The organism is Lentzea sp. NPDC004782, assembly GCF_040609115.1.
GTDB lineage: Bacteria > Actinomycetota > Actinomycetes > Mycobacteriales > Pseudonocardiaceae > Lentzea.
Map to the genome: position 1 here is coordinate 82,607 of NZ_JBEXJN010000015.1, position 25,791 is coordinate 108,397.

23 protein-coding genes are annotated in these 25,791 nt (G+C 69.7%); 5 read left to right on the plus strand and 18 right to left on the minus strand.

Annotation, left to right across the window (positions count from 1 at the left end; genetic code table 11):
- Positions 1 to 8: 8 nt before the first annotated feature.
- The 9 genes from ABZV40_RS16460 to ABZV40_RS16500 all read right to left on the minus strand — a co-directional run bounded on the left by ABZV40_RS16460 (position 9) and on the right by ABZV40_RS16500 (position 7,913).
- Entirely contained in the window at positions 9 to 1,556 is a 1,548-nt protein-coding gene (locus ABZV40_RS16460; protein WP_355441324.1) for an MBOAT family O-acyltransferase, read from the minus strand.
- Complete coding sequence (locus ABZV40_RS16465; protein WP_355441327.1) at positions 1,553 to 2,701, minus strand: hypothetical protein; 1,149 nt, start codon at positions 2,699 to 2,701, stop codon at positions 1,553 to 1,555. The genes ABZV40_RS16460 and ABZV40_RS16465 overlap by 4 nt, the downstream gene beginning before the upstream one ends.
- Before the next feature lie 21 nt (positions 2,702 to 2,722).
- Positions 2,723 to 4,075: an aminotransferase class V-fold PLP-dependent enzyme gene (locus ABZV40_RS16470; protein ID WP_355441330.1), complete on the minus strand. Its 1,353-nt coding sequence runs from the start codon at positions 4,073 to 4,075 to the stop codon at positions 2,723 to 2,725.
- A 333-nt stretch (positions 4,076 to 4,408) separates the two neighbouring features.
- Positions 4,409 to 5,188, minus strand: coding sequence for an iron export ABC transporter permease subunit FetB (fetB, locus tag ABZV40_RS16475; RefSeq protein WP_355441333.1), 780 nt, complete (start codon positions 5,186 to 5,188; stop codon positions 4,409 to 4,411).
- The gene (locus tag ABZV40_RS16480) at positions 5,188 to 5,829 is read right to left on the minus strand and encodes an ATP-binding cassette domain-containing protein (RefSeq protein ID WP_355441336.1); all 642 of its coding nucleotides are present in this window, start codon (positions 5,827 to 5,829) and stop codon (positions 5,188 to 5,190) included. Before ABZV40_RS16480 ends, fetB begins: the two co-directional genes overlap by 1 nt.
- Before the next feature lie 150 nt (positions 5,830 to 5,979).
- The gene (locus ABZV40_RS16485) at positions 5,980 to 6,411 is read right to left on the minus strand and encodes a chromate resistance protein ChrB domain-containing protein (protein ID WP_355441339.1); all 432 of its coding nucleotides are present in this window, start codon (positions 6,409 to 6,411) and stop codon (positions 5,980 to 5,982) included.
- Entirely contained in the window at positions 6,408 to 6,911 is a 504-nt protein-coding gene (locus ABZV40_RS16490; protein WP_355441343.1) for a Chromate resistance protein ChrB, read from the minus strand. Before ABZV40_RS16490 ends, ABZV40_RS16485 begins: the two co-directional genes overlap by 4 nt.
- Positions 6,908 to 7,123, minus strand: coding sequence for a DUF1259 domain-containing protein (locus ABZV40_RS16495; RefSeq protein ID WP_355441346.1), 216 nt, complete (start codon positions 7,121 to 7,123; stop codon positions 6,908 to 6,910). The genes ABZV40_RS16490 and ABZV40_RS16495 overlap by 4 nt, the downstream gene beginning before the upstream one ends.
- 145 nt (positions 7,124 to 7,268) lie before the next feature.
- Complete coding sequence (locus ABZV40_RS16500) at positions 7,269 to 7,913, minus strand: methyltransferase domain-containing protein (protein ID WP_355441349.1); 645 nt, start codon at positions 7,911 to 7,913, stop codon at positions 7,269 to 7,271.
- Between the two features lie 83 nt (positions 7,914 to 7,996).
- Here ABZV40_RS16500 and ABZV40_RS16505 point away from each other — a divergent pair, with 83 nt between their 5' ends.
- The 5 genes from ABZV40_RS16505 to ABZV40_RS16525 all read left to right on the plus strand — a co-directional run bounded on the left by ABZV40_RS16505 (position 7,997) and on the right by ABZV40_RS16525 (position 14,505).
- Positions 7,997 to 8,605, plus strand: a complete 609-nt coding sequence (locus ABZV40_RS16505) for a helix-turn-helix domain-containing protein (RefSeq protein ID WP_355441353.1) — start codon at positions 7,997 to 7,999, stop codon at positions 8,603 to 8,605.
- A 300-nt stretch (positions 8,606 to 8,905) separates the two neighbouring features.
- Positions 8,906 to 10,831, plus strand: a complete 1,926-nt coding sequence (locus tag ABZV40_RS16510) for an FAD/NAD(P)-binding protein (RefSeq protein WP_355441356.1) — start codon at positions 8,906 to 8,908, stop codon at positions 10,829 to 10,831.
- 15 nt (positions 10,832 to 10,846) lie between these two features.
- The gene (locus ABZV40_RS16515) at positions 10,847 to 12,562 is read left to right on the plus strand and encodes an AMP-binding protein (RefSeq protein WP_355441358.1); all 1,716 of its coding nucleotides are present in this window, start codon (positions 10,847 to 10,849) and stop codon (positions 12,560 to 12,562) included.
- Between the two features lie 51 nt (positions 12,563 to 12,613).
- Complete coding sequence (locus ABZV40_RS16520; RefSeq protein WP_355441361.1) at positions 12,614 to 13,033, plus strand: cupin domain-containing protein; 420 nt, start codon at positions 12,614 to 12,616, stop codon at positions 13,031 to 13,033.
- A 179-nt stretch (positions 13,034 to 13,212) separates the two neighbouring features.
- Positions 13,213 to 14,505, plus strand: a complete 1,293-nt coding sequence (locus ABZV40_RS16525; protein ID WP_355441363.1) for an MFS transporter — start codon at positions 13,213 to 13,215, stop codon at positions 14,503 to 14,505.
- Positions 14,506 to 14,640: 135 nt separating this feature from the next.
- On the opposite strand, the gene ABZV40_RS16530 is transcribed toward ABZV40_RS16525, so the two are convergent.
- The 9 genes from ABZV40_RS16530 to ABZV40_RS16570 all read right to left on the minus strand — a co-directional run bounded on the left by ABZV40_RS16530 (position 14,641) and on the right by ABZV40_RS16570 (position 25,547).
- On the minus strand, positions 14,641 to 14,847 hold the full coding sequence (locus ABZV40_RS16530; protein ID WP_355441366.1) for a hypothetical protein: 207 nt from the start codon (positions 14,845 to 14,847) through the stop codon (positions 14,641 to 14,643).
- Positions 14,848 to 14,994: 147 nt separating this feature from the next.
- The gene (locus tag ABZV40_RS16535) at positions 14,995 to 15,789 is read right to left on the minus strand and encodes an isocitrate lyase/phosphoenolpyruvate mutase family protein (protein ID WP_355441369.1); all 795 of its coding nucleotides are present in this window, start codon (positions 15,787 to 15,789) and stop codon (positions 14,995 to 14,997) included.
- The gene (locus ABZV40_RS16540; RefSeq protein ID WP_355441371.1) at positions 15,786 to 17,192 is read right to left on the minus strand and encodes an adenylosuccinate lyase family protein; all 1,407 of its coding nucleotides are present in this window, start codon (positions 17,190 to 17,192) and stop codon (positions 15,786 to 15,788) included. Before ABZV40_RS16540 ends, ABZV40_RS16535 begins: the two co-directional genes overlap by 4 nt.
- Positions 17,193 to 17,364: 172 nt before the next feature.
- On the minus strand, positions 17,365 to 19,338 hold the full coding sequence (locus tag ABZV40_RS16545; RefSeq protein WP_355441374.1) for an FAD/NAD(P)-binding protein: 1,974 nt from the start codon (positions 19,336 to 19,338) through the stop codon (positions 17,365 to 17,367).
- An 83-nt stretch (positions 19,339 to 19,421) separates the two neighbouring features.
- Complete coding sequence (gene aroF / locus ABZV40_RS16550) at positions 19,422 to 20,480, minus strand: 3-deoxy-7-phosphoheptulonate synthase (RefSeq protein ID WP_355441377.1); 1,059 nt, start codon at positions 20,478 to 20,480, stop codon at positions 19,422 to 19,424.
- A 125-nt stretch (positions 20,481 to 20,605) separates the two neighbouring features.
- Positions 20,606 to 22,285: a class I adenylate-forming enzyme family protein gene (locus tag ABZV40_RS16555; RefSeq protein ID WP_355441380.1), complete on the minus strand. Its 1,680-nt coding sequence runs from the start codon at positions 22,283 to 22,285 to the stop codon at positions 20,606 to 20,608.
- Positions 22,282 to 23,172 carry a prephenate dehydrogenase/arogenate dehydrogenase family protein gene (locus ABZV40_RS16560; protein WP_355441383.1) on the minus strand — a complete coding sequence of 297 codons (891 nt, stop codon included), beginning with the start codon at positions 23,170 to 23,172 and terminating at the stop codon, positions 22,282 to 22,284. Before ABZV40_RS16560 ends, ABZV40_RS16555 begins: the two co-directional genes overlap by 4 nt.
- Positions 23,169 to 25,205, minus strand: a complete 2,037-nt coding sequence (gene pabB / locus ABZV40_RS16565) for an aminodeoxychorismate synthase component I (protein WP_355441386.1) — start codon at positions 25,203 to 25,205, stop codon at positions 23,169 to 23,171. Before pabB ends, ABZV40_RS16560 begins: the two co-directional genes overlap by 4 nt.
- A 36-nt stretch (positions 25,206 to 25,241) precedes the next feature.
- Positions 25,242 to 25,547: a chorismate mutase family protein gene (locus ABZV40_RS16570; RefSeq protein ID WP_355441389.1), complete on the minus strand. Its 306-nt coding sequence runs from the start codon at positions 25,545 to 25,547 to the stop codon at positions 25,242 to 25,244.
- Positions 25,548 to 25,791: the final 244 nt, after the last annotated feature.

The window sequence follows — 25,791 nt, forward strand, 5'->3', positions numbered from 1 at the left end:
GCTCCCCTTCAGAACCGGTAGTACAGGAACGGTGAAGGACCGCCGGCGAACACGAGCGCGGTCCCCGCGGCGGCCGCGGTGAGCAGGGCCCAGCGCAGGTTGAGCTGCCAGTCCAGGCGGATCTTCGACGGCTTGTCCGGCACCTGGGCGATGGCGGGCAGTGCGACGTCGTAGCGGCCGAGGATCTGCTCGGTGTTGCGCGGGAAGAACACCGCGATCGCCAGCAGGGCGAGCACCCACAGCACGACGGGCGTGACGGTGAGCACGCCGAACAGGTTGGTGGTGCCGAAGAACTGACCGGTTGGTGCTCCGGACGGGCCGAAGCCGAACATGGCCGCCAGGACGGTGTTCGCGGTACCGAGGTCGGGCGCCCTGAAGTACGTCAGCGACGACACGAACGTGATCATCATGAGCAGCCAGCCGAGCACGCCGGGCATCCGCAGCCTGGCCTCGCGCCACACGAGGTTCACCGCCATCGCGACGCCCTGGATGCCGCCCCAGACCACGAACCCCCACCCGGCGCCGTGCCACAGCCCGACGAGCAGGAAGGTCGCGATCACCGGCAGGCACAGCACGAGCAGCACCCGGACGGCGGTCGTGTAGCCCTTGGTCATGCTGCGCCGCATCAGGTTCGCGGTCAGCGGGGTGTAGACGAAGTCGGTGAACCAGCGGGTCATCGTCATGTGCCAGCGGCGCCAGAAGTCGATGATGCTGGTCGCCTTCAACGGCGAGTTGAAGTTCTGCGGCAGCCGGATGCCGAGCATGTACCCGATGCCCAGCGCCATGTCGGTGTAGCCGGAGAAGTCGAAGTACAGCTGCAGCGCGTAGGCGAGCATGCCGAGCCACGCGTTGACGACGCCGACGTCGTCGTGCCCGGACGCGAAGGTGAACAGGGTCCCCGCGTACGGCGCCACGCTGTCGGCCAGCACGGCCTTCTTGAACAGGCCCATCGCGAACATCGTCGCGCCCACGGCGATCTGGGTGGTGCCGGTGCGCTCCCGCACCGGGGTGTCGAGCTGGCCGAGCACCTCGTTCGGGCGCACCAGCGGGCCCGCGGTGATGTACGGGAAGAACGTCCCGAACAACGTGTACCGCAGCACGTCCGGGCGCTTGCTCCGACCGGCGTACGAGTCGATCAGGAAGCCCATCTGGATGAACGTGTAGAACGACAGCCCGATCGGGTACGCCGCCGTGACCTTGCCGAGATGCGTGCCGAGCAGCGCGTTGACGTTGTCGGCGAGGAACCCGGTGTACTTGTAGGTGCCGAGCAGCACCAGGTTGCCCACGAGCCCAACCGCCAGCGCGAGCCGGCGCGAACCGCTTCCGGCCTCGCGCGTGCTCATCCACCAGGCCACGAGGAAGTTGAAGACGACCGATCCGATCAGGACGATCAGGAAACCCGAGCCCTGGAAGGCGTAGAACGTCAAAGACGCCGCCACCAGCCAGACCAGTGCCGGGCGCTGGCCTTCGAAGATGCGGGTGAGCAGGTGGTAGCCCGCGATCACGACCGGCAGGAAGAGGAGCAGGAACACGTAGGACGTGAAGGTCAGGGTCATCTCTTCACCCCGGTCACCAGGTCGGGCATGTCGTTGAACGCGTCCTGCAGGCACTTCCACGTCGGGTGGATGTGGTCGACGAAGTTCTCCGGCACGCAGTGCGGGAAGCCCGCCGGGTCGTAGTGGTTGTAGGCGATCGCGCCGTGCGTGTTCTGCAGTTCGGTGGCGACCGCTTGAAGGCCCTGCAGGGTCTTGCCGAACGGGTAGTTCTGGATGCGCTTCCAGTAGTCGGGGTGGTACGGGGACTGCGCGACGAACACCTTGACGCCCTTGGCCTTCAACCAGTCGATCAGCTTGCCCATCAGGTCGACGGCGCCGCGGTCGATGCCCGGCCGGGTCGGCCCGGCGCGCAGGATCTCGCCGTCGACGGCCTTGTCCACGAACTTCCTGGTGTACTTGGCCTGGCTGTCCCTGGACCAGTGCAGCGAACCATCGGCGGCGATGATGTCGAGGTCCTGCGTCTCGGTCTCGGAGGTGAGTCTTGGAGTGGACTTGGCCGCATCCACCTGCAGCCAGCGGCTGAACACGTCCGGGAAGTAGTACTGCCCGGACACCTGCTGCACCGGTGCTCTATCCACATAGGACACCGGCTGAACGCCGAGGCGGCGGGCCATCTCCGCGTAGTCGGACTCCCAGCCCTTCCAGTCGTAGGTCGTGCGTTCCGGGATCGCTTGCAACGAGACGAACCGCAGGCTGAACACGATGGTCTTCGGCAGCCTGCCCGCCTTGTCCAGGATGTTCGTCAACGCCAGCATGTCCTCGACCTGGTCGTTGCTGACGAAGGCGTTGTAGACGGTGTGCCCGCCGGGGACGAGCTCGGAGCGCGCCTCCTGCCACCGGCTGCCGCCGAAGATCACGACGTCCGGGGTGGTCGTCATCCGTTCGATCGTCATCTTGCGGACCTTGCGCAGGTCGAGGTTGGGGTCGTAGTTGGCGAGGTTCTTCCCGTCCGCCAGCCCCTGCGCGACCTCGGCGATGGCGTTGTCGTCGTACACGTAGGGATTGAGCCGGGCGTTGGCGACGCCGACGGCCGCGAACACGGCTCCGGCCAGCACCACTACGACGATCAGGTAGATGAAAGCCGGGCGCTTTCCGGACGGACCGTCCGTCCGGTCCTGTGGCTCGGCTGCCACTGCGGTTGTCATCGGTTCCCCCCTTCTTCCGGGTCAGGCCATGGCCCGGGACAGGCGCCAGGCGGAGTCGAGGAACCGGTCGACGTCGCGGTGGCGGTGGAACAGGTGGGTGGAGACGCGCATCGCGTAGTGCGGCGTCGGTGAGCCGATCACCGGGACGATGGTGTTGCGGATGGTGATGTGGTGTTCGTCGTGCAGGCGGGCCACGAACGCGTCGGCCTTCGCCTTGTCCAGCACGTCCGCGGGCCTGGCGAACGGGTTGAACGCCGTCATGGCCGAGAGCAGCCGCGCGTCGGATTTCGCGCTGTAGAGGGCACCGGCACCCCACCGTTCGGCGACGCCCGCCTTCAACCGGTTGGCCAGACCGATCGAGTAGTCCTGAACGTTCTTGCGGCCGAGCCGATCCCACGTGGCGCACGCGGTCGCGAAGCCGGTCATCTGAGCGAGGCTCGGGTTGCCGACGTCCTGCAACAACGCGGCGATGTCGTAGGAGGCGGTGGCGGTGCTGCTGCGCGGGGGAAGCCCGGCGTCCGGGTAGTCCTGCGTCGAGGTGATCGCGGGCCAGAACTCCGGCAGCGGGTTGGGGTTGAACGCGGGCAGCACCTTGTTGCGCAGGTACAGCACACCCGTGCGGGCCGGGCCGCACTGCCACTTCCCGCCCGATCCGGCGAGGAAGTCCACGCCGAGCTCGCGGAACCGGTAGTCGAACAGGCCGGGCACGTGCGCCGCGTCGCACACGCTGACCAGGCCGTGCCGCTGGGCGAGCTCGGCGAGCAGGCGGATCGGCAGCATCGTGCCGGTGCGGAAGATCGGCGCGGAGAACAACAACACCTTGGTGCGTGGCGTGATGGCCTTCTCGAACAAAGCCACGTGGTCCTCGGCGCGCTGGTTGTCCCCGACGGGGAGGGCGACGCGGCGGACCACGACACCGCGCCGGTTGTGCAGGATCGCCAGCGGCGTGTTGACCGCCGGGTGCTCGTGGTTGGTGGTCAGCACCTCGTCCCCGGCGCCGAGCGCGAGTCCGTTGAGGACGGTCCCGACCCCCTCGGTGGTGTTGCCCGAGATCCACAGCTCGTCGGGGTCGCAGCCGAAACCCGGTGCCACCTGCGTGCGAACGTCGAGGAACGTGCCGTGGTAGTTGCTCGCCGCTTCCCGTGCCACGCGGTTCAGCTCGTCGGTCTCGGCCGTCAGCACGGCGCGCGGGGGAGAACCGACCGTGCCGACGTTCATGAACAGCGGGTCGCGGTCCAGCACGAACAGATGTCGCCACGACTCGCCATCGCCGGCAGGCGCTGGATCGGCGTGCCCGACGGCGGGCAGTCCAATCCCGAGTGCTGCTCCGGCCGCACCAGCGGACAACAGCAATTGGCGGCGGTCCAAGTTCATCAGTCCTCCGTGCAGGCGTGCCGAAACAAACCCATCACCAACCGGCGTGGGTCTTCGGGTGTAACCGTGGTTACTCCACGTAGATCGCAGGAATGCTAACCCGTCGGTTGCCGGGCTACAAGAATTCTTTCCGGCCTTTTACCTGCGCTTATGTTGCTTGCCAAAGGGCAAGGATCGAGCTGGTTGCGGTTGTCGGACCAGTGTCGTTCGACCAATTGTCACGGTTGTCATTTGTTGTCTAAATGGGCACTCCGCTATCTCGTGGATGCCTGGTTATACGGTGTTTAGTGAGCTGTAGGGCGGCCATAGGGCATGTGAATGCCGACGTTTTTACTATGGGCTCGCCGACAAGTTGATCAACCTGTGCGCGTCGTCGAAAAGTGTGCGCTCTGCCAGACGGGCGGTGGCCAGGGCGGCCAGGGCGGCCGCGGCGAGGAGCATGTACATCACGACGATCTGGTAGCGGATCGCGGTCAGCGGGTCCACGCCGGCCAGGATCAGTCCGGTCATCGCCCCCGGCAGGCTGATCAACCCCACGACCTTGGTGGAGTCGATCGCGGGCATCAGGGCGACGCGCAGCACCGAGCGCTGATGGGGCAGGAAGGCCTCGCGTGCGGACAGGCCGAGACACAACCTGGCCTCGATGACCGGCCGGGCCTGTCGCACGTCCTCGCCCAGGCGGTGCAGCGTCACACCGGCCGCCTGCATCGCTCCCGACACGATCATGCCGCCGATCGGGACGATCACCCTTGCCTGAGTGGAGATCACACCCAACGCCACGAGTGCGCCGAGCGTCACGGCGCTGCCCGCCGCTACTCCGGCGGTGGCCGCCCAGCGGGCGCGCGGCAGCCCTCCGCCGCGGCGGCCGGCCACCTGTCCGGCGATCAGGATCATGACCACGACCCAGGCGAGAGCGCCGGGAAGACCTGTGCGGGCGAACAGGACGACCAGCAGCGCCCCGACGGCGATCAGCTGGATGGCCGCGCGCACGGAGGCGATCGCCAGTTCACGGGTCAGGTGCAGACGCTGTTGGTAGGTCACCGCGACGACGAGGAGGACCAGGAGAGCGGAGGCGGCGACGCCACCCCAGCCGAGTGCGGGTACGTCGGCCATCACCGGGCCTGCCCCGGGGTGACGAGCCTGCCGTGTTCGAGCAGGAGCACCTCGTCGGCGACATCGCGGACGAGGTCGAGGTTGTGGCTGACCAGAACGACGGTGCCGCCGCCGGTTGCGTGTGCCCTGGCGAGATCGGCGATCAGCACAGCGCTCACCTCGTCGAGTGCGGACGTCGGCTCGTCCAGCAGGAGCACCTCTGGTTCGACGGCCAGTGCCCGCGCGATGCACACCCGCTGTGCCTCCCCGCCCGACAGCTCGCTCGTCGGACGCGCCGCGAACGACGTCGGCAGGCCGACCGTCGTCAGCAGTTCGTCGACACGACTCTCGGGCAGGTCGTGACGCCCGATCCGAAGCTCGTCGGCCACGTGGTCCGCGAGCAGCACGGGCCTCTGCGGCACCAAGCCGACTCGACGGCGCAGGGCCAGGACGTCCAGCTCCGGCAGCGGCACGCCGTCGAGCAGGATCCGGCCTTTGTCGGGTTCTTCGAGCCGGTTGAGCAAGCGGAGCAGCGTGGTCTTTCCCGCGCCGCTCGAGCCGATCACACCGGTGCAGCTGCCGGTCGGAATGCGGGCGCTGACCTCGTCGAGCACCTGGGCCGAACCCCGCCGAACCGTCACATCGTCGAGGGCGAAGGTCACGTCACCTAATGTAACCGTGGTTGCAATGTCAGTGGAGGTGGACGTCGGCGACGAGGGCGAACACGCCGGAGCCGGTGCGTCCACGAAGAACGTGGACCAAGGCCGATTGCCGGACCTGCTTCGACGACCTGACGGCCACGGCCCGCTGAATCAGGCCGGCTCGCGGCCGAGGGCTCCGGCTCGGCTGTAGTACTCGTAGAGCCCGTCGAAGACCGGTTTGGTGACCGTGAGCGTGTGCTCGTCGTCACCGATCATCGAGAGACCGCGCAGGACGACGTCGAGCCCGGGAGCTTCCGGGGCGTCGAAGCGCTCGTCGTCGACGTCGGCCTCGTGAACGATCTCGGCGATGCGCCACAGCACCGGATCGGTGATCTCGTACCGGCGCAGGATCGTCTCGAAGCTGCAGTCCCCGCCGTGATGCCCGAGCTCCACCCCGCGCATGTCGAACGGCGTCGCGTCCGACGGCACTTCGGTGGGATCGGTGACGAACACGAACTCGGCCGCGGGGTCGACGGTGCGCCGGATCAGCCAGGCACACGCGGCCCGGTCGATGTGAATGCCGGCGCGGGTGGCCCACCTCATGCGGTCTCCTGCTCGGGGTGATCGGGATGCAGGCCGGCGACCGCCCGTTCCGCGGCACTGCGCTGCGGTGGTGGAAAGTAGTCACGACGGTGGATGCGCCGCAACTCGTCTCGCAGCCGCCGCATCACCCGCAGCCGCTCCGCTTCCGGCAGCGCCGCGGCCTGTTCGGCATCGGCGAGCACGGTGTCGTACTCGGCGGCGCGGGCATCGGTCATCGCCTGCGCGAGCTGTTGCTCCTGGGTGCGGCTCGCGGGCTGCGCCAGCCAGACCATCGCGGACCCGTCGGCCTCGATGACCTCCTCCGCGATCCACTCCAGGGCTTCGCGGGTGCGCGCGTCGGCGGGCAACGCGACCAGCCCGTCACCGAGCTGCGCGACGCCCAGCCGTTTGAGCTTGCGCCACACCGTGATCCGCGGCGTGGACGGCTCACGCGGTATCCGGTACGACAGCAGCACCCACTGGCTCGATGCGCTCGGTTGGCTGGGCGTCGTGCTGGTCACCTGCTCAGTTTCGCCTGTCGGGTGGCGCTGGTCAGCTCGCGGGGGTGCACGTGGTGCGCGTCGACCGCTGTGCGCAGCGCCTTGGCCGGGGTCACCCCATCATCGACGGCCCAGAAGTGCAGGTAGAACAACCGGGGCTTGCTTACGAGTTCGGCATCGACGACCACCGCGAACGCCGGCCCGCGCTCCCCGCACGTCTCACGCGGTGCCACGCCTTGCGGGCCACAGCGCCGAGCAGGAGGTGAGCCACGATGGCGATTCCCGCAACGAACAGGCCGAGTCGGTAACCGAGTCCGATGTGGAGAGTGAGCCCGATCAGCACGACCAGCGGGGTGAGCAAGCGCGCGACATGACTCCTCACTCGTCACCGCCGGGCTTGTCGGCACGCACGCAGTGCAGGAACCAGCTGACCTGCGTCGTCGCGCGGACGTCGAATCCCGCGTCGCCGAGCATGGGCGCGATGCGCTCGACCGGGTTGTCCCGCATCGTCCTGCCCGCGGTGGAGCCGACGAGGTGCCGGGCCAGAGGTCCCTCGGGTGGCAGGAAGTCCGCGATGAGCACTCTGCCACCTGGTCGCAGCACCCGGAACATCTCGGCGAACGCCGTCGCCCGCGCCTCCTCGGTGATGTGGTGGATCGCGAGGCTCGACAGCACCACGTCGAACGTCGCGTCCGCCGCGCTCAGCCCTTGCGCAGCCCCGACCTCGAACGCGCAGTTCGCGCCCGCCCGCAGGCGTTGGGCCTGCGCGATCATCGGTTCGGACACGTCGACTCCCAGCGCGCGCCCGTTCGGTGTCGCCGCCCGGGCGGCGAGTGCGGTGAGGTAGCCGGGACCGCAGCCGACGTCGAGCACGACGTCGCCCGCGCCGACCTCGGCGAGTTCGACCAACCGGCCGAAGATGCGCCGACGTCGTCCGGCGAACGCGATCGCCGAGAAGAGTTCATAAGAACGTGCGTGGCTGATGGCGCCGGGAGCGCCGTCGTGCGCGTGTGTCTTGTGCATCGGGACCGCCTAACTTAGTGGTGACTAAGAACTGGTGGCGGCGAGCTTAGTCACGACTAAGTAAGGTTGTCTAGGATGCTTCCGTGACCGAACAACAGGCCCGCCGAACCCGGATGCCGGCAATGGAACGCCGCGAGTCGATCCTCGCGGCGGCCACCGAGGTGTTCGCGGAAGTCGGCTACCTCCGGGGCAAGACCTCGGTGGTCGCCCGCAAGGTCGGCGTGAGCGAACCCGTGGTGTTCCAGAACTTCGGCACCAAGGCGAGCCTGTTCGCGGCGGTCGTGGACCGGGCCGCCGACCACGTCTGCCGCATGGTCGAGCGCCTCACGGCCACGAATCTCCCGGTGTCCGGCCTGCTCAAGACCATGCTCGATCCCGGGCATCTGCAACACGTGCACAGCGCGGGCGCGGTGGGCGCGATCTTCGCCGACGCCTCCACCATCACCGGCGAACCCGAGATCGAAGCCGCCTCCCGCAGCGCCGTCCAACGATTCGCGGCCGCGATCACCGCCCTGCTGGACCGCGGCCACGCGGACGGGGAACTTCGCGCGGACCTCGACACCGAGGCCGCCGCCTGGTGGTTGCTGTCCCTGGTCTCCTCGCAGAGGTTCCGGCAGGCGACCGCCGGCGATCCGAAGGGGGTCGAAGCGCGGCTCGCCGACAGCACCCTCACGTACCTGACGGGACGCTGAGCCAGTTCCACGCCCGCTTGGTGAGCAGCCGCGTTCCGTGTGTCCCATGGCGGTTCCCGCGTGTGCAGCGGCGAGTGCGAGGGGTTGGCTGAGCTGCTCGAACAGAGATCGACGGGTTCTGCGCACGAGAACCGGTCAAGTCCATTATGGATGGTCGAACTGCCGAAAGGGGTTCCCATACCTGACCGATAGTCGGTCGACAGCGGTGATCTCGATCGTGGCAGGAGCAAGCCCGCCGAGAGCGCCGACTGCCGAGAACGAGACGTTCGCTGGGGAAGTCGGCTCCTGGAAAGGAAAGCCATGACTGACTTCGTCCCGCGAGCGGACCTGGATGTGGTGATCGTTGGCGCGGGTCCGCGAGGACTCTCCGTGTTGGAGAGGCTGGTCGCGCGCTTGACGGACACGCCCAGGGAGGGCGAGGTGCGCGTGCACCTGTTCGAGCCTGACGAGGCGGGTGCCGGGCGGGTCTGGAGAACCTCGCAGTCGACGTGTTTCCTCATGAACACCGCTGCCGGTGAGGTGAGCGTGTTCTCCGCCGAGCCTGACGGCGGTCCGACGAGGGCCGGGTTCGGGCCGTCGTTCTCGGACTGGCTCTCCGGTCATCCGCGCTGGTCCGGTATCGGGCCTGACGACTACGGGCCGCGGGCGGTGTACGGCGAGTACCTGCGGATGGCGTACGAGGCGATTGTCGCCAACGCACCGGCCAACGTGACGGTCCGGCACGTCCAGGAGAAGGCCGTGTCGCTCACCCGCGAGTTCGGGCTGACGACGGTGACCGGTTCCGGCGGCACGGTGGTGACGGCCGACAAGGTGGTGCTGACCACCGGCCATCCTCGGGTCAGACCGGACGACGGGGAGAAGGAGCTGCTCACGTTCACCCGGCACCGGGCGGGCCTGACGTACCTGCGCGGGGACTCGGCGGCCGACCTGCCGCTGGGCGTGATCGCGCCGGGAGAGCAGGTCGGGGTGATCGGGCTCGGGCTGACGTTCTTCGACGTGCTCGCGGAGCTGACGATCGGGCGCGGCGGGAGGTTCGTCGAGCGCGACGGGCGGACCGAGTACCTGCCCAGCGGGCGGGAGCCGCACCTGGTCGCCGGTTCTCGCAGCGGGCTGGTGATGCTGGCGCGCGGGCGCAACCAGAAGGCCCCGACCTACCGCTACCAGGCCAAGTTCGTCACCGAGGACGCGATCGTGCGGGCCCGGCGCGGTGCCCAGCGGATCACCGGTTCCGCGCAGCTCGACTTCGTGCGGGACGTGTTGTCGTTGCTGCGCCTGGAGGTCGAGCACGTCTACTACACCGCGCACGTCCGGCGCCGGCAGGGCGAGGAGGCGGCGCGGTGGTTCGCGGCCAGTCACCTCACGTCCACCGATCGCGAGAAGTTGCTGGCGGCGTGGGATCTCGGGGACGTGCCGGCGCTGGACCTCGAGCAGATCGCGCGCCCGTTCGTCGATCGCGCGTTCGACAGCCCGGAGGCTTTCCACGACGAGCTGCTGGAGCTGCTGCGGCAGGACGTCGCCCAGGCGAGGGAGGGCAACGTCGACAACCCGCTGAAGGCGTCGCTCGACATCCTGCGCGACACCCGTGCGATGGTGCGGCAGGCCGTCGACTTCGCCGGGCTGCGGCCCGAGTCGCACCGCGAGTTCGTGACGTGGTTCAACCCCATCAACACGATGGTGTCCGCCGGCCCGCCCTGGATCCGGGTGGACCAGGCGGCCGCCGTGATCCGCGCGGGGCTGCTGACGGTGGTGGGACCGGGGACGTCCGTCAAGCCGGACCACGACAGCGGCACCTTCGCGCTGGAGTCGTCGTGCGTCGCCGGATCACGGCGGCTGGTCACCACGCTGATCGACGCGCGCATCCCGAAGTCGACCCTGTCGACCAACTCGGACTCGCTCATCGCGGGTCTGGTGGCCGACGGGCTGATCACCGAGCTGGTCAACACCGATCTGTCGAGCGGTGTGCGGTTCCGCGCCGGCAGCGTCTCGGTCACGCGGCGCCCGTTCCACGTCATCGACGTGCTGGGCAACCCCGACCCCGATCTCTACGCGCTGGGCGTGCCCACCGAGAACACGCGGTGGTTCACGCAGATCGGTACCGGCAGGCCCGGTCCGATGACCGGCTTCCACACCGATGCCGACGGCATCGCCGAGGACGTTCTGCGCCACCGCGCGGCCGTCCGGGCGCCCAGGGCGTCCTCCCCTTCCCAGCCGGCCGCCGCGATCTGAGGAGAGAACCCGGTCATGTCACCGAGAACTGCCACCGAGAAGTTCCGCGCCGCCCGCGACCTGCTGCTGGAGCTGCGGCACGACCACGACCGCGCCCACGCCGAGTTCAGGTGGCCGGAGTTCGACGAGTTCAACTGGGCGCTCGACTGGTTCGACGCCGTGGCAAGGGGAAACGACCGCACGGCACTGCACGTCGTGGGTGGCCGGTCCGAGGAGAAGGTGTCCTACGCCGAGCTCGCGGAACGGTCCGACCGGCTCGCCAACGGCCTGCGCGCCGCCGGTGTGCGCCGGGGCGACCGGCTGCTCCTGATGCTCGACAACCAGCTCGCGGTCTGGGAGGCGCAGCTCGCCGCGATGAAGCTGGGCATCGTCGTCGTCCCGACCTTCACCACCGTGTCCGGCGCCGACCTGGTCGACCGCGTGGAACGGGCCGACGTGCGGCACGTGCTCACGACGCCGGAGCTCACCGCGGGCTTCGAGTGGTTGCCCGGCCACGTCACGAAGATCTGCGCGGGCCGGGTGCGCGGCTGGCTCGCCCTCGACGAGCTGCGGTCGGCCCCGGCCGGGTTCACACCCGACGCCCCGACCCGCGCCGACGAGACGTTGTTCCTGTACTTCACCTCCGGCACGACCTCGCGGCCGAAACTGGTGCGGCACACCCACGTCAGCTACCCGGTGGGGCACCTGTCGGGCATGTACTGGAACGGTGTCCGGCCCGGCGACGTGCACCTGAACGTCTCCGCGCCCGGCTGGGCGAAGCACGCGTGGAGCTCTTTCTTCGTGCCGCTCAACGCCGAAGCGTCCGTGCTGAGCGTGACCACGCCCAACGGCAAGGACCTGATGGACCGCATGGTGCAACACGGCGTGACGACGTTCTGCGCGCCACCGACGGTGTGGCGCATGCTCATCCAGGAGGACCTGCGCCAGTGGCCGGTGTCCTTGCGCGAAGCGGGAAGCGTCGGCGAGCCGCTCAACCCCGAGGTGATCGAACAGGTCCGCGCGGCGTGGGGCGTGACCGTGCGGGACGGCTACGGGCAGACCGAGACGACGGCCCAGATCGGCAACAGCCCCGCGCTGCCGGTCCGGCTCGGGTCGATGGGGAAGCCGTTGCCCGGCTACGACATCGTGCTCGTCGACCCCGCCACGGGCGCGGTGGGCGACGACGGCGAGGTCTGCGTCAACCTCACGCCGCGGCCGCTGGGCGTGATGCCCGGCTACGTCGACGACGACGAGAAGAACGCCAAGACGTTCGCCGGCGGCTATTACCACACCGGTGACATCGCGCACCGCGACGAAGACGGCTACCTGCACTACTTGGGGCGCACGGACGACATGTTCAAATCCTACGACCACCGGATCTCGCCGTTCGAGCTGGAAAGCGTTCTCCTCGAACACGGCGCCGTGGCGGAGGCCGCCGTGGTGCCCGCGCCTGACCCGGTGGGCCTGGTGGTGCCGAAGGCTTATGTCGCACTCGCGGCGGGCGAAGTTCCCGACGACGAGACCGCGCGGCGAATCCTGAGCCATGTCAGCAGGAACCTGGCGCCGCACCAATGGGTTCGCCGCCTGGAGTTCGCGGCCCTGCCGAAGACCACGTCCGGGAAGATCCGCCGCAACGAGCTGCGGGCCCGCGACGTCGAGCGGGCCGCCGGGGTCGAGTTCCCCGGCACCGTCGAATACCTGGCCGACGACCTGCTGGAGACCGCGCTGCCCGCGGCTCCCGGAATCGGCTGAACGACACCAGTTCCACCCACCCGCACCACCACACCCCAGGAGAGAACTGCCATGCGCGACATCAAGATCTACTCGTCCCTCTTCGCCGGTGGTCTGCACAACGGCCAGATCAAGTGGGAGGAGTACGTCCAGCCGGGGCGCAACGCGGTGGACGTGGAATGGCTCTACACCGCGGCGGACACCGGTCCCACCGGCGCCGAGGCCTACATCGCGCACTTCAAGCCCGGTTCGCACGGCGATCTGCACGAACACCTCGGGTACGAGCTGCTGCTGATCCTCGAAGGCGAGCTGCACAACGACAACGGCGACCGCTACCCGGCGGGGACGTTGTTCATCGAGAAGCCGGAGAGCATCCACCAGGTGTCGTCGCCGACCGGCTGCTACGCGCTCGTGGTGCGGGAGAAGGGCACCAGAAGGCTCACCGACGACGAGGTGAGCGCCATGACCGCCGCCGGTGCCGCGGCCGACTAGCGAGGAGAGCCGGATGAAGGGCGCCTTCATCCACCTGGCGTGGATGAAGGCGCCCTTCATCCACGTGACCTTCCCAGCTCGGCGAGCCTTCGCGGCGGGACCGGGGCTCCGGTCCCGCCGCATCACGCCCGTGTCCTCCAGACCGGCGACTCCGTGCAACGACCCAGGAGAACATTCCGATGTCCCAGACGACGCAGGACCGACCACAGACCATCCAACCCCCGAAAACCGACGACATCGTCATCGGGCGCACCGGGAAGCGGCACTCGTCCCGCTACCGCTGGGGCATCCTCGCCATCGGGATCTTCGCCCAGGCGGCGTTCAGCGCCGCGTTCCAGGGCATCCCGACGTCGGGTTCCATCCTCGCCGCCGCCTACGGCTACTCCCTGTCCGAGCTCGGCCTCGTGCTCGCGGCGGTGACGGCGGGCATCTTCATCACCGACGTGTTCTGGGGCATCCTGTCCGACCGCATCGGTGAGCGGACCGTGCTGATCGTCGGCCTCGGTGGCACGACCACCGCCCTCGCCTACGTCACCGCGTTCCTGGTGCCCGGTGCCGACACGGCTCCCGCGGCGTGGGCGCTGGCCGCGGTGCTGTTCCTGTCCGGTGCGCTCGGCGGCTGTGTCAACGGCGCGTCCGGCCGGGCGGTCATGGGCTGGTTCCCGGCCAACAAGCGCGGTTTCGCCATCAGCCTGCGGGTCGCCGCCGTGCCGCTGGGCGGTGCGCTCGGTGCCGCCATCCTGCCGTCGCTGGCGCTGGGCGCCGGCTTCCGCTGGGTGTTCGCGTTCCTGACGGTCTTCATGCTCGCGGCGACCGTCGCGGTCGTGCTGTGGCTGGACGAGCCGCCCATCGCGCGCACCAAGGCCTCCGGGGGCATCGCGGCGACGACGACCGTCAGTCCGTTGCGGCGCTGGGACATCTGGCGGGTCGCGATCACCGCGTTCCTGCTCGACCTGCCGCAGTTCACCGTCCTGACCTTCGGCACGGTGTTCCTCACCACCGAGATCGGCCTGCCGATCCAGGGGGTCGTGGTGGCGCTCGTGGTGGTCCAGGTGCTCGCCGCCGCGTCGCGGGTGTGGAGCGGCCGGTGGACCGACAACCGCGGTGGCCGGTACCGCCGGACCCTGGTGCGCGGCTACAGCTGGGCGATCGCGGCCGCGTTCGTCGGCGTGTCGGCCTACTCGTTCGCACCGACGTGGCTCGTGGTCGCGCTGTTCGTCGCGGCGGGGTTCCTCGCTTGCGGCTGGCACGGCGTGCACTACGCCGAGATCGCCACGATGGCCGGCGCGGAACGGTCGGGCACCGCGCTCGGACTGGAGAACACGATGGTGTTCGGCGGCGCGTTCGTCACGCCGCTGATCATCCCGATCGTGCTGTCGGTGTCGTCGTGGCCGGTGGTGATGCTGGTCGTGGGTGCGGTGCCGGCTGTCGTGTCCGCGCTGATGATGCCTCGGGAGCAGCCGGTCGGCTGAATCTCCTGACCGGAACGGCCGGGAAGCCATCACGGCTTCCCGGCCGTTCCGGCACGAGTTTGCGAAAACACGAAAAACCCCCGTCCTGAGGGGCACAGGACGGGGGTTCTCGGAGGGGGACTCGGTGGCGCGGGTTCACCAGTGGGTGTCCTCGACGCAGGTCTGGAGGGTGGAGTTCCAGTGGGTGTCCGCCGGGCAGTCGGTCGAGCCCTGGACGGTGACCGGGGTGTTCCAGTGGGTGTCGTCCGCGGAGGCGGTGCCGCTCGCGATTCCGAGGATGGCGAGCGTGGCGATGATCAGCGAAACCAGCGTCGAGGCGGCGGACTTGCGGCTGGCGAACATCTTCTACCTCCGGTGTTCTCGGGGGCGTTCCCCCTGGCTGACACCAGTTCAGCCACCGGCTCCATCGGTCCTCGTTCCATGCTCTGTCGGTCCGCGCAGAGCCCTTCGATAGCGATCCGATAGAGGCGTGGACGGCGCTTTTCCCGCTCAGAAAAGGGCGTTGAGCGTGCCGTAGTCGACTCCTCCCGCCAACTCGGTGCAGGTGCCCTCGACGAGCAGTTCCGCGGCGGCGCGCTGGGCCACGGCGTACGCGGCCTGGGCGACGAGCGGGCCGACGCTCAGCCTGCGCACGCCCGCCTTTTCGAACTCGGCAGCGGTGGGCGAGCCGGGGAAGGCCAGCGCGTTGAGCGGCAGTGTCGAGGTCCTGGCGATCTGGGATATCGCCTCGAGGTCGCTCAGGCCGATGACGTAGAGGCAGTCCGCGCCGGCTTCGGCGTAGGCGGCGGCGCGGGCCAGCACCTCGTCGAGCCGCCCTTCCGGGGCGCCTGCGCCGAGCAGGTAGACGTCGATGCGCGCGTTGATCACCAGGTCGGCCGACACCGCTCGGGCTTCGCGCAGGCGTTGTGTCTGCTCGGCTATCTCGAACAGGGTGCCGTCGCCCTTCGAGTCCTCGATGTTGACGCCGACCGCGCCGGCCTCGATCACCTCACCGACGGTGGCGGCGAGGTCGTCGTAGCCGCCCTCGACGTCCGCGGTGACCGGCACGTCGACCGCGGCCGCGATCCTCGCGACGGCCTGGACCATCTCGTCGCGGGAGAGACCGTGACCGTCGGGGCGGCCGAGCGACCACGCCACGCCCGCGCTGGTGGTCGCTATCGCCTTCGCTCCGGCCCGTTCGACGAGGGCGGCACTGGCCGCGTCCCACGCGTTGGGCAGGATCAGCAGGCCGTTCTCGTGCAGCGCGCGGAACGTCGTCGCCTTCTCGTTCACTTCTCGCCTCATTCGGTGTCGGTGCTCGGCCAGGCCAGAGCGGCCAGCGTCTCGTCGACCAGGACCTGTGCCGCACCCAGGTAGCCGCTCGGGCGGGTGAGGTCGGCGAGCTCGGTCTCGGTCAGGTGCGCGGTCACCGCGGGGTCCGCGGCGAGCACGTCGTGCAGCGGTGTCTTCGTGTGGTGGGCGGTGAGGGATGCGGCGCGGATCGCCGTGGCCGCCTCGGTCCGGCCGAGCCGCGGCATCAGGGTGGCGGACAGGCGTTCCGACACGATCAGGCCGTGCGTGAGATCGAGGTTGTCGCGCATCCGGTCGGCGTCGACGGTGAGCCCCTCGACGAGCTCCGCGGCGGTCTCGGCGGCGCCCGCGGTGAGCCGGAGCAGCTCGCGCAACGGGTGCCACTCGGCGTGCCAGGCACCGGCGGGACGCTCGTCCTCGGCGGGCAGGCACGACGCCAGGGTCGCGACGAGGCCGGGAGTCTGCGTGGCGGCTGCTCGGATGAGGGTGGCCAGCGCTGGATTTCGCTTGTGCGGCATGGCGGACGACACGCCGCGGCCTTCCGCGACGGGTTCGGCCACTTCGCCGATCTCCGTGCGCGACAGCACCTGGACGTCCACGGCGATCTTGCCGAGCACGCCGGTGACGAGTGCCGCGGCGAACCCGGTGTCGGCGATGGGAATCCTGTTGGTGTGCCACGGAAGCAGCGGCGCCGACAGCCCGGTCTGCTTGGCGAACTCCTCGCCGAGCAGGCGCGCGTAGGCCTCGCCGGCCTCGCCCGCTTCGGCCTTCGCGCTTTCCAGGTAGCCGGCGAGAGTGCCCGCCGCACCACCGAGCTGGATCGGGAGGTCGAGCTTGCTCAGCCGTTTCGCGGCGTCGTGCACGGCCGTCGCCCAGCCCGCCGCCTTGAGTCCGAACGTGACGGGGACGGCGTGCGCGCCGAGCGTGCGGCCGGCCATCAGCGTGTCGCGGTGTGCCGCGGCGAGCCTGAGCGCGGCGGCCTCCACCCGGCGGAGATCTTCTTCGATGACGGCTTTCGTGCGCGTGACGACGAGCATGGCGGCGGTGTCCAGGATGTCCTGGCTCGTCGAACCCCGGTGCACGTACTGAGCGGCGGCCGGGTCGACCTCCGCCACGGCCGCGCCGAGCGCACCGACCACGGCCACCACGGGGTTCGCGGCACCGCGGGCCGCGCGGGCCAGGGCGACGAGGTCGAACTCCGCGGTGTCGGCGACCTTCGTGATGACATCGGCCGCGTCGCGTGGCGCCACACCGAGGGCCGCCTGCGCGCGCACGAGGGCGGCTTCGGCGTCGAGCATGGCCTTGAGCCACGCGGTGTCGTCGGTCAGGGACGCGGCCACGACGCCCGCGCGGACGGGGGCGAGCAACCCGCTGTCGACGGGAGCGCTATCGGGCATGACGAACTCCTGGGAGAGGGGAGGAAGCGGGGCGCCGTTGGGGGTGGGACGGCGCCCCGCGGGACAGGACGGGTGTGGCGACGACTCCTCTCTGCGGCAGGGAGGAAACGCGGGGCGCCGACGGAGGCGGACAGCGCCCCGCGAGATCCGAAAGCCGGCCAGCAGAACCGGCTCAGAAACCGGCGATCAGCGACGACCGCGGCACCGCCACAGCCACCGCCACGCACGCCTGGGCGACCGCGTCGGCGTCCGCGAGGATCACCGAGTTGACGCCCGGACGGATGCCCGCCGCCGTCACCCAGTGCACCGTCTCGGTCGGCACGCCGAACGCGAACCGCCGCGGGTGCGGCACCCGGCCAGGGCCGAGCACGGGGTACGGGCGCGGGCCGACCGCGAGACCGCCGGTCTCGTAGTAGCCGCCGCCGGAGATCGGGATCCGGTGCAGCACGCACTCGCCGCGCGCCAGCAGCCCGCCCAGCAACGGGTCGGTGGTGGTGCGGATGTCCGGCTCCGGCAGCCGCGCCTCGATCAGCGTGGTGACCTGGACCGGCTCGCCCGGCACCTTCGACGAGACCAGGAACGCCGAGCCGTCGGGAGCCGGGCGGACCTCCATGCCCGGTCCCATCACGCGCAGCACGCCCGCCTCGATCAGCGCGACCATCTCCTCGATCCGCCGCACGGGCGGGCCGATGGACACGAAGGCGTTGAACGGCGTGTACCACTTCTGCAGGTCGTCGCGGTACGAGTCGCCGCTGATGCCGGAGTGGTCGACGATCTGGCGGATCTCGTTGCGCAGGTCGCGCATGGCGTCCAGCGCGGCCTTGACCGGGCTCCGCACGTTGCCGCGCAACGCTTCCCGAACGTCGTCCTTCAGGTACGACACGAGCCACGCGCGGTAGGAGTCGGCGTCGGCGAACTCCAGGTCGCCGTACGGCTTGGCGATGGCGTTCCAGTCCCAGCGGTCGGCCTCGGCGATGCCGAACCTGTCGAGGAGCATCTTCTCGGCGTCGGACCTCGGCTGGTCGAACGGGTCGCCGATCGGGGTGTTCGCGAACTCCTCCTCGCACACCGCGCGGTACCGGCGGGAGAACACCTCCGCCTCGCACGAGCACGACCGCTGGGTGACCAGTGCCGTGTAGTACACCGAACGGACCTCGCGGTCGATCAACGGCCAGACCTCCGTGCGGAAGTCGGCGGGACGGCCCCGCTCGGCGCGCCGGCGCAGCGTCCGGATCACCCACGGGGTCAGGAAAAGCGGTTCGTGGCGGCCGAAAGCCCCCTTCTGGTTCTCGCCGCGGGCCGTGTACGGGACGCCGCGCCGGGAGCCGGCGATCAGCACCGGTTCCGCGCCGGACGGGTGGTAGGTGAGCGATCCGTCGTCGGCACGGGCGAACCGGCCGCCGCGTCCCGTGGTCAGCAAAGCCATGTGGTCGAAGAAGTTCAGGCCCATGCCGCGCAACGCGACCTCGTCGCCGGGCTTCACGAACGACAGGTCGGCGTTCGCGGGGTTGCCGGGAGCGACGTAGTTGAGCCCGTTGCGGGCGGCGTGCTCGGCGAGCTCCAGCTCCGACTCGGTCATCATGGTGGGCAGGTGGCCCTGGGTGAGGACGACCGAGTCGAGTCCCTCGAGGACCGTGCCGTCGCTGAGCTCGACGACCTGCGTGCCGTCCTCGGCGTCGGTGAGGTTGACGGCGGTGACGGTGTGCAGGGTGATGGTCAGGTTCGCGGGAGCGGTGCGCAGCAGGTGCCGCAGCACCCAGCGCAGGTAGTGGCCGTACAAGGCGCGAGTCGGGTAGGTGTCGGGGCCGAGGTCGCGGCATTCGGCGCGCACCCAGTCCGGCAGCCTGTCCTCCGGGCCGAGGTGCTCGGCGAACCGCGCCCACTCGTGCAGGCTCGGTCCCGGCACGATCGGTCCGGCGCAGGTGACGGTTTCGTCGGCGAACATGGTGATCTGGGCTGCGACCGTGTTCATCAGCAGCTCGCGTGACTGGTCGACGCGCCACACCGCGCTGCCGCTCAGCAGGCTCGGGTCCACGACGTGGACGGTGATCGGCTGGGGCGGGTTCTGCGCCGCGGCTGTCGAGTGCAGGCGCTCCAGCACTGATAATCCGCGCGGTCCCGCGCCGATGATGCAGATGTGCGTCACGGTGTCCTCCAGTGGGCACGACCACACTCGACCCCTCGCGGCGGGGGGAGTCGGTCGGGAAAAGGGTTCGGGGAGAAGGAGAATCAGTGCTCGGAGTCAGCGAGAACGGGGCGCATGACGCCCGCCATCTTGCGGCCGAGACCCATCGAGAGGAGCTCCAGCTTGCCCATGAGCGAGCCGAAGTCGGTGGGCAGCAAGGCCTGCTTGCCGTCGCACAGCGCCTGCTCCGGCGCGACGTGCACGTCGATCAGCAGGGCGTCCGCGCCGGCGGCGGCCGCGGCCATCGAGACGGGCTCGACGAGCGACGGGATGCCGACGGAGTGGCTCGGGTCGACCATCACCGGCAGGTGCGAGCGCTGCTTCATCAGCGCCACCGCCGAGATGTCGAGCGTGAACCGGGTGGCGTGCTCGAACGTCCTGATGCCGCGCTCGCACAGGATGACCTGGTCGTTGCCCTGCGCCAGCACGTACTCCGCGGCGGCCAGCGTCTCGTCGACGGTGCAGCCGAAGCCGCGCTTGAGCACCACCGGGCGGCCCGACCTGCCGACCTCGGTCAGCAGCTCGAAGTTCTGCATGTTGCGTGCGCCGATCTGCAGACCGTCGGCTATGTCGGCGACCCGCTCGACGTGGCGGGGGTCGAGCACCTCGGTGAGGATCGGCAGACCGGTGTGCTGGCGGGCTTGTGCGAGCAGCTCCAGGCCGGCCCACTTGAGGCCCTGGAAGGAGTACGGCGAGGTGCGGGGCTTGAACGCACCGCCGCGCAGGCCGACCGAGCCGTAGTTGGCCGCGACATCGGCGCAGGCCAGCAGCTGCTGCTGGTTCTCCACCGCGCACGGACCGGCGAACACGTTGAGCGAACCGTCACCGACGGCCGCGTCACCGATGCGCACGATCGTGCCCGCGTGACGCAGCTCCCGGCGCCCCAGGCGGAAGTCGCCTGTCACCGCGACTTTCGCCGCCGGTGCCACCAGGTTCTCGGGTGCCCGGGTATCGACGCCCGGACCGTGGGCGATGATGACGGGCGTGTCGCCGAGGAACTGCTGGGCCGCGGTCGTCCCGGTGGTGTCGAAGAACTGCAGCCACTCGTTGAGGCGAGCAGCAGGCGTGCCGGGAGCGAACGACAGGATCGACTGGCTGGACATGATGTGCCTCCGTTGGCAAGGAAGTCTTCCGGGAAAGAAAAGTCTGGTGTGGACACTCGTGCCCCGCGGCAGCAGACCACCGCGGGGCACGAGCAGGGGGTGCGACCGGACCGGTCAGGCCGTCGTCAGGGAGTGACCGCGGCGAACGACCGGGGGTCGGCGGACAGGGTGTAGGCGGGCAGGTCGGCGTACTTCTCGCGGAGGTTCCGCTTGAGCACCTTGCCGGTGACGCCGACGGGGAAGTCCTCGTCGGTGCGGGCCAGCTCCAGCGCGCCGAGCGTGAGGTGACCCGCGCGGGCGAGCTCCTCGTTGGCGAACCTCAGCATCTTGTCGGGGTCCGGGTCGGTGCCCGGCTGCGGCACGACCACCGCGACCGGGACCACCACGCCGTCCGCCCGGCCGGCGATGACCGCGCAGTCCACGACGTCCGGGACGTCGGCGAGCAGGATCTCCTCCATGAACACCGAGTAGCCGGTGCGTTCGGGGGTGACCAGCGCGTCGACCGTGCGGTCCACCAGGAAGTGGTCGCCGTTGGAGTCGCGGTAGCCGTTGTCGCCGGTGAGCCAGTAGCCCGACAGGCGGCTGCGGTAGTTGAGGTCGTGGTTGTCCCAGTAGCCCGGCGTGATGGCCGGACCCTTGGCGGCGAGCAGACCGACCTCGTTGTCGTCGGCGAACGTGCCGTCGGGGCGCAGGATCGTCACCTCGGCGACACCGACCGGCTTGCCCGCACAACGGTCGTTGCGCTCGGTGTCGAGTGTGCGGATCTTGAGCAGCACACCCCAGCCGAGCTCCGTCGTGCCGAGCCGGTCGAAGAACGCCGACTGCGGCAGGTCCTTGCTGCGCCGGGAGAGGATGTCCTTGATGTGCGCCTCGTGCACCGCGTCACCGATGGACACCCACACGTTCACCGAGTCCAGCGCTCCCGGTGCCAGGTCCAGCGCCGGGATCTCGGAGTACGCGTGCGCGAACGACATGACGGTGGTCGGCTTGTACCGGGTCACCGCCTCGGCCAGCTCCTCGCCGGGACGGTCGAAGCCCGCGGTGGTCTGCGAGCCCGACAGCACCGCGTACACCGTGTAGGCGATACAGCCCAGGTGCGACTGCGGAAGGCTGGTCATCGTCATCGCGCCCGGCTGTTCCTTGAAGTCGACCAGCCGGAACTTCGGGCCCGCGACGATGGAGCCGTGGGTGTGGATGGTCGGCTTCGGCAGGCCCGTGGTGCCCGACGAGTGCAGGATGGTGACGGGGTCCTCGTCGTTGTGCCGGAACCTCATCTCCGCCGGCATCTCGGCGGGCGGAGGGAAGGGCCTGTCCTCCTCCACCTGTGTCCACTTGACGGACGGCAGGCTCGCCACGCAGTCCGCCAGAACGTCCATTCTGGACTTCCCGGCGAAGATGCCGACCGGCTTCGTCTGGCTGGTCAGCGACTCGGCGATCTCCTTGGACGCCTTGGTGTTGATCAGCACCGCGATGGCGCCGATCTGGGCCAGTGCGTAGAAGTGCACGTGGTAGTTGAAGGTGTCCTCGATCCACACGACGACGCGGTCGCGCGGGCGGACACCCATCTGGTCGTAGTACCAGACCGACCAGCTCTGCACGAGCTCGTCCAGCTGCAGCAGGCTGAACTCGCTCTGCGGCTCGCCCGAGGTATTCAGCAGCGGCCTCAGGGTGCGCAGGAACGGCTGGTCCGGCGCGGGGCTCGCGGCGATGGCCGAGGGCAGCAGGTTGCCGCCACCGATCGTGGGGTCGGCGGCGACGACGGCGCGCTGTTCGACGGTCAGGACGGTGGGAGCGAACGTGGTCATGGAGAATCCCTTCTCGCGGTGGTGAGAGGTAATGCGCTCTGGCCGGCTCCCCGCACCTGGAACATCCGGGCGCAGTGCTCGCCGTACTCGGGCAGGCGATCGCCCAGCACGCAACGCAGAGCCGACAGAAGATCGGTGAACTCGGCCTCGCCCGCGCCGACCGCGGCGGCAAGGGTGGCCGTGCCCGCGCGCAGTGCGTCGCGGGCGGTCTCGGCGAACGGGTTCGCCGACTGGACGTCCCAGTAGACCTCGGGAGTTCCGCCCGCGATCCGCGCCAGCAGGGCCAGCAGGGTCGCGTGCGGGGGTGGGGCGAGCGCGGCGAGCTCGTCGACTGTGACGTCGAGCTCGGCCAGCGCCGCACCGAACGACAGGACGGCGGCGTGGGTGAGCGCCTGGGTCGCGGCGGCCAGCCGGTCGTGCCGGTCGGCCGTGACGCGGACGACGCGGGCACCCGCGCCGGTCAGCAGGGTCAGCAGCTCCTCGGTGCGCGGGCCACCTCGCAGCTCCACGGCGGCCACCGGCCGCTCCGGGAAACCCAGTGAGGGCGCGAACATGGGGTTGAGCCCGAGAAGCTCCACATCGGACCGGACGGCTTCGGTCGCCGCGGCGTAACGCGACTTGACCGACAGCGTGTCGACGACCAGCGCGCCGGGCGACAGCACCGCCACGACTGGTCCGAGCGCTTGCAGTGCAACGGTTTCCGGCACCGCGAGCACCACGACGTCGGCCACGGCCAGCTCGGCGGCGAGCAACGCGTCCGGAGCGGTGATGTCCGCTCCGGACGCGTGGTCCGCGACGTGCACCTCGGCACCCGCCGCGGTCAGCAGCTCGACGAACAACGTGCCCACCGCGCCGGCGCCGCCCGCGACGACGACGCGGGTGCTCATGCCACGTCCTCGAGTGCGGTCTCCAGCGCGGTGTCGACGACCGCGGTGATCATGGCGCGGGACTTCACCGCGGTCTCGGCGAACTCCTCCTCGGCGTCCGACAGCGCGATGATCGCGCCGCCGACACCGAAGCGGACACCGGACTCGGTCGCCACGAGCGTGCGGATGACGATGTTGAGGTCCACCGCGCCGCTCAGCCCGAACCAGCCGATCGCGCCGGAGTAGACGCCGCGCGGGCCTTCCTCCAGCCGGTCGATGATCTCCATCGTGCGCAGCTTCGGCGCACCGGTCATGGAACCGCCGGGGAACGCCGCCCGCACGCAGGCCACCGGTGACCGGCCTTCCCGCAGCGTGCCGCGGATCGTCGACACCAGCTGGTGGACCGGCGCGTAGGTCTCGACGTCGAAGAGCTTCGGCACGTGCACCGAACCGATCTCCGAGACGACGTTGAGGTCGTTGCGGATCAGGTCGACGATCATCAGGTTCTCGGCCTGGTCCTTCTCGTTGGAGAACAGGTCGGCCTTGAGCGCCGCGTCCTCCTCCGGCGTGGCGCCGCGCGGCCGCGTGCCCTTGATGGGCTTGGCTTCCGCGACCCGGTCCACGCCGATCGACAGGAACCGCTCCGGCGAGGCGCTCATCACCGAGACGCCGGGGAAGTCGAGGAAGGCGCCGTACGGCACGGGGCTGATGCCGCGCAGGTACGTGTAGGTGGTGAGCGGGTCGATCGACACGTCCATGCTCACCTCGTTGGTGAGGCAGACCTCGTACGACTCGCCGTGGTCGATCTCGTGGAAGCACTCGTTGATGCGCTTGAGGTACGCGTCGTGGTCGTGCCGCAGCACGGCGATCTTGCGAGCCGCCGGCGAGTTCATGTCGGACCACTGCGTCGTGCGCGCGGCCTTCTCGCCTGCCCGTGTCGTGGCGGCGACCTGGTCGCCCATGACCGAGAGCCACGACAGGGCGTCGGCGTCGGCACCGTCGAGGCTCAACGCCAGCAGCCACGTCTCGCCGGCGACGTGGTCGACCGCGACCAGCCGGTCGGCGAACACCATCGCGGCGTCGGGTTCCTCCGCCGTGTGGGCGATCTGCGCGCCCGACTCGGCCTTGAGCTCGTAGCCGAGGTAGCCGACGTAGCCGAGGTTGAAGTCGAACGGCACGCCGTCGGGCGTCGGGATGGCGCGCTCGGCGAGCTGCTGGTCCAGGTATTCGAAGAAGGGCGACTCGACCTGCGTGGTGGTGCCGTTCTTCTCGATCGTGACGGTGTTCTCGGAGATCCGGTAGCTCAGGAACTCGGCGAGCGGCCCGGACGCGTCCCCCAGGTACGAGAACCGCGAGAGCCCGTCGATCACCGAGCTGCTGTCCAGCCAGAACGGGTGGCTGCCGCCCGCGAAGAGCTTGCGGAACAACGCTTCCGTGTCCGGCAGCGCCGCCACCTTGCGCACGTGCACCTGGTAGCCGCGCTTGCGGGACAGCGCGAGGTCGCGGAAGTTCGCGAGGAGCTCGCGGCCGTACTCGCTGCTGATGGACTCGGGGTGGAACTGCACGCCCCAGATCGGCAGGCTGCGGTGCCGGACGCCCATGATGATGCCGTCGGTCCAGGCGATCGGCTCGAGGCAGTCGGGCAGCGTGGTCGCGGCCAGCGAGTGGTAGCGCACCACGTTGTACGGCGAGGGCAGCCCCGCGAAGACGTCCACGCCGGTGTGCTCGACCGGGAAGACCCGCCCGTGCACCGGTGACGGCGCCAGCCCGACCGTGCCGCCGAAGAGGTGGCAGATGCCCTGGTGGCCGAGGCAGACACCGAGCACCGGCAGTCCGCTCTCCAGGATCGCCTTGGCGCTCACGCCGAAGTCGGTCTCGACGTCGGGACTGCCGGGACCGGGGGAGATGACGACCGCGTCGAACTCGCTCACGTCGATCGACGACCAGTCGACGTCGTTGCGGACCACGGTCGGCGCCTGGCCGTTGACCTCGCCGAGCAGCTGGAAGAGGTTGTAGGTGAAGGAGTCGTAGTTGTCGATCAGAAGCGTGCGCATGGTGGGGCCGCCCTTTCGCAGCTCTCTCGCGGTGGCTCAGGCGCCGATGACCTCGTCCTCCACGCGGCAGGTCTCAGCGATGATCAGGTCATAGAGGTTGCGCAGGAAGTCCAGGTCGATGCCGTGTTCGAGGCCGTAGTCGGCCGCACGGCGCTGGACGATGCCTATCCGGTGCGGCTGCATCATCGGAACGCCGTGTTCGCGCTTGTGCACCGCGATGTCGACACACACCCCGATGCGCCGGCGCAGGGTGTCGAGCAGCACGACGTCGATGGCGTCGAGCTTGGCGCGCAAGGCTTCCAGGGCGTCCTCGGCAACGGGAACCGTGCTTGCTGCGGTCATTTTCGGGACCTCCGGAGATGCGACGAGGCCCCCGGCTCGTACGTCCGGAGGCCTCGTCGGCGTGATGTGGGGTCTGGGTGTGGCGGCGTGGCCCGTGGCTTGTGCGTCCACGGGCCACGCCGGCGGGGGATTGCGAAGTCGTGGTCGCGATCCGGGGCCGGTGGGGCGGGATGAAGGGCTCCTTCATCCACCTGGCGTGCAATGCCAGGAACTCAAGCGGCGACGCGTTGCGCCGTTCATCCCG

Bases quoted from the DNA above. Each gene is read 5' to 3' on its own strand.
- ABZV40_RS16460 (WP_355441324.1), bottom strand. From the start codon at position 1,556: ATGACCCTGACCTTCACGTCCTACGTGTTCCTGCTCCTCTTCCTGCCG.
- ABZV40_RS16465 (WP_355441327.1), bottom strand. From the start codon at position 2,701: ATGACAACCGCAGTGGCAGCCGAGCCACAGGACCGGACGGACGGTCCG.
- ABZV40_RS16470 (WP_355441330.1), bottom strand. From the start codon at position 4,075: ATGAACTTGGACCGCCGCCAATTGCTGTTGTCCGCTGGTGCGGCCGGA.
- fetB (WP_355441333.1), bottom strand. From the start codon at position 5,188: ATGGCCGACGTACCCGCACTCGGCTGGGGTGGCGTCGCCGCCTCCGCT.
- ABZV40_RS16485 (WP_355441339.1), bottom strand. From the start codon at position 6,411: ATGAGGTGGGCCACCCGCGCCGGCATTCACATCGACCGGGCCGCGTGT.
- ABZV40_RS16500 (WP_355441349.1), bottom strand. From the start codon at position 7,913: ATGCACAAGACACACGCGCACGACGGCGCTCCCGGCGCCATCAGCCAC.
- ABZV40_RS16510 (WP_355441356.1), top strand. From the start codon at position 8,906: ATGACTGACTTCGTCCCGCGAGCGGACCTGGATGTGGTGATCGTTGGC.
- ABZV40_RS16515 (WP_355441358.1), top strand. From the start codon at position 10,847: ATGTCACCGAGAACTGCCACCGAGAAGTTCCGCGCCGCCCGCGACCTG.
- ABZV40_RS16520 (WP_355441361.1), top strand. From the start codon at position 12,614: ATGCGCGACATCAAGATCTACTCGTCCCTCTTCGCCGGTGGTCTGCAC.
- ABZV40_RS16525 (WP_355441363.1), top strand. From the start codon at position 13,213: ATGTCCCAGACGACGCAGGACCGACCACAGACCATCCAACCCCCGAAA.
- ABZV40_RS16530 (WP_355441366.1), bottom strand. From the start codon at position 14,847: ATGTTCGCCAGCCGCAAGTCCGCCGCCTCGACGCTGGTTTCGCTGATC.
- ABZV40_RS16535 (WP_355441369.1), bottom strand. From the start codon at position 15,789: ATGAGGCGAGAAGTGAACGAGAAGGCGACGACGTTCCGCGCGCTGCAC.
- ABZV40_RS16540 (WP_355441371.1), bottom strand. From the start codon at position 17,192: ATGCCCGATAGCGCTCCCGTCGACAGCGGGTTGCTCGCCCCCGTCCGC.
- aroF (WP_355441377.1), bottom strand. From the start codon at position 20,480: ATGTCCAGCCAGTCGATCCTGTCGTTCGCTCCCGGCACGCCTGCTGCT.
- ABZV40_RS16555 (WP_355441380.1), bottom strand. From the start codon at position 22,285: ATGACCACGTTCGCTCCCACCGTCCTGACCGTCGAACAGCGCGCCGTC.
- ABZV40_RS16560 (WP_355441383.1), bottom strand. From the start codon at position 23,172: ATGAGCACCCGCGTCGTCGTCGCGGGCGGCGCCGGCGCGGTGGGCACG.
- pabB (WP_355441386.1), bottom strand. From the start codon at position 25,205: ATGCGCACGCTTCTGATCGACAACTACGACTCCTTCACCTACAACCTC.
- ABZV40_RS16570 (WP_355441389.1), bottom strand. From the start codon at position 25,547: ATGACCGCAGCAAGCACGGTTCCCGTTGCCGAGGACGCCCTGGAAGCC.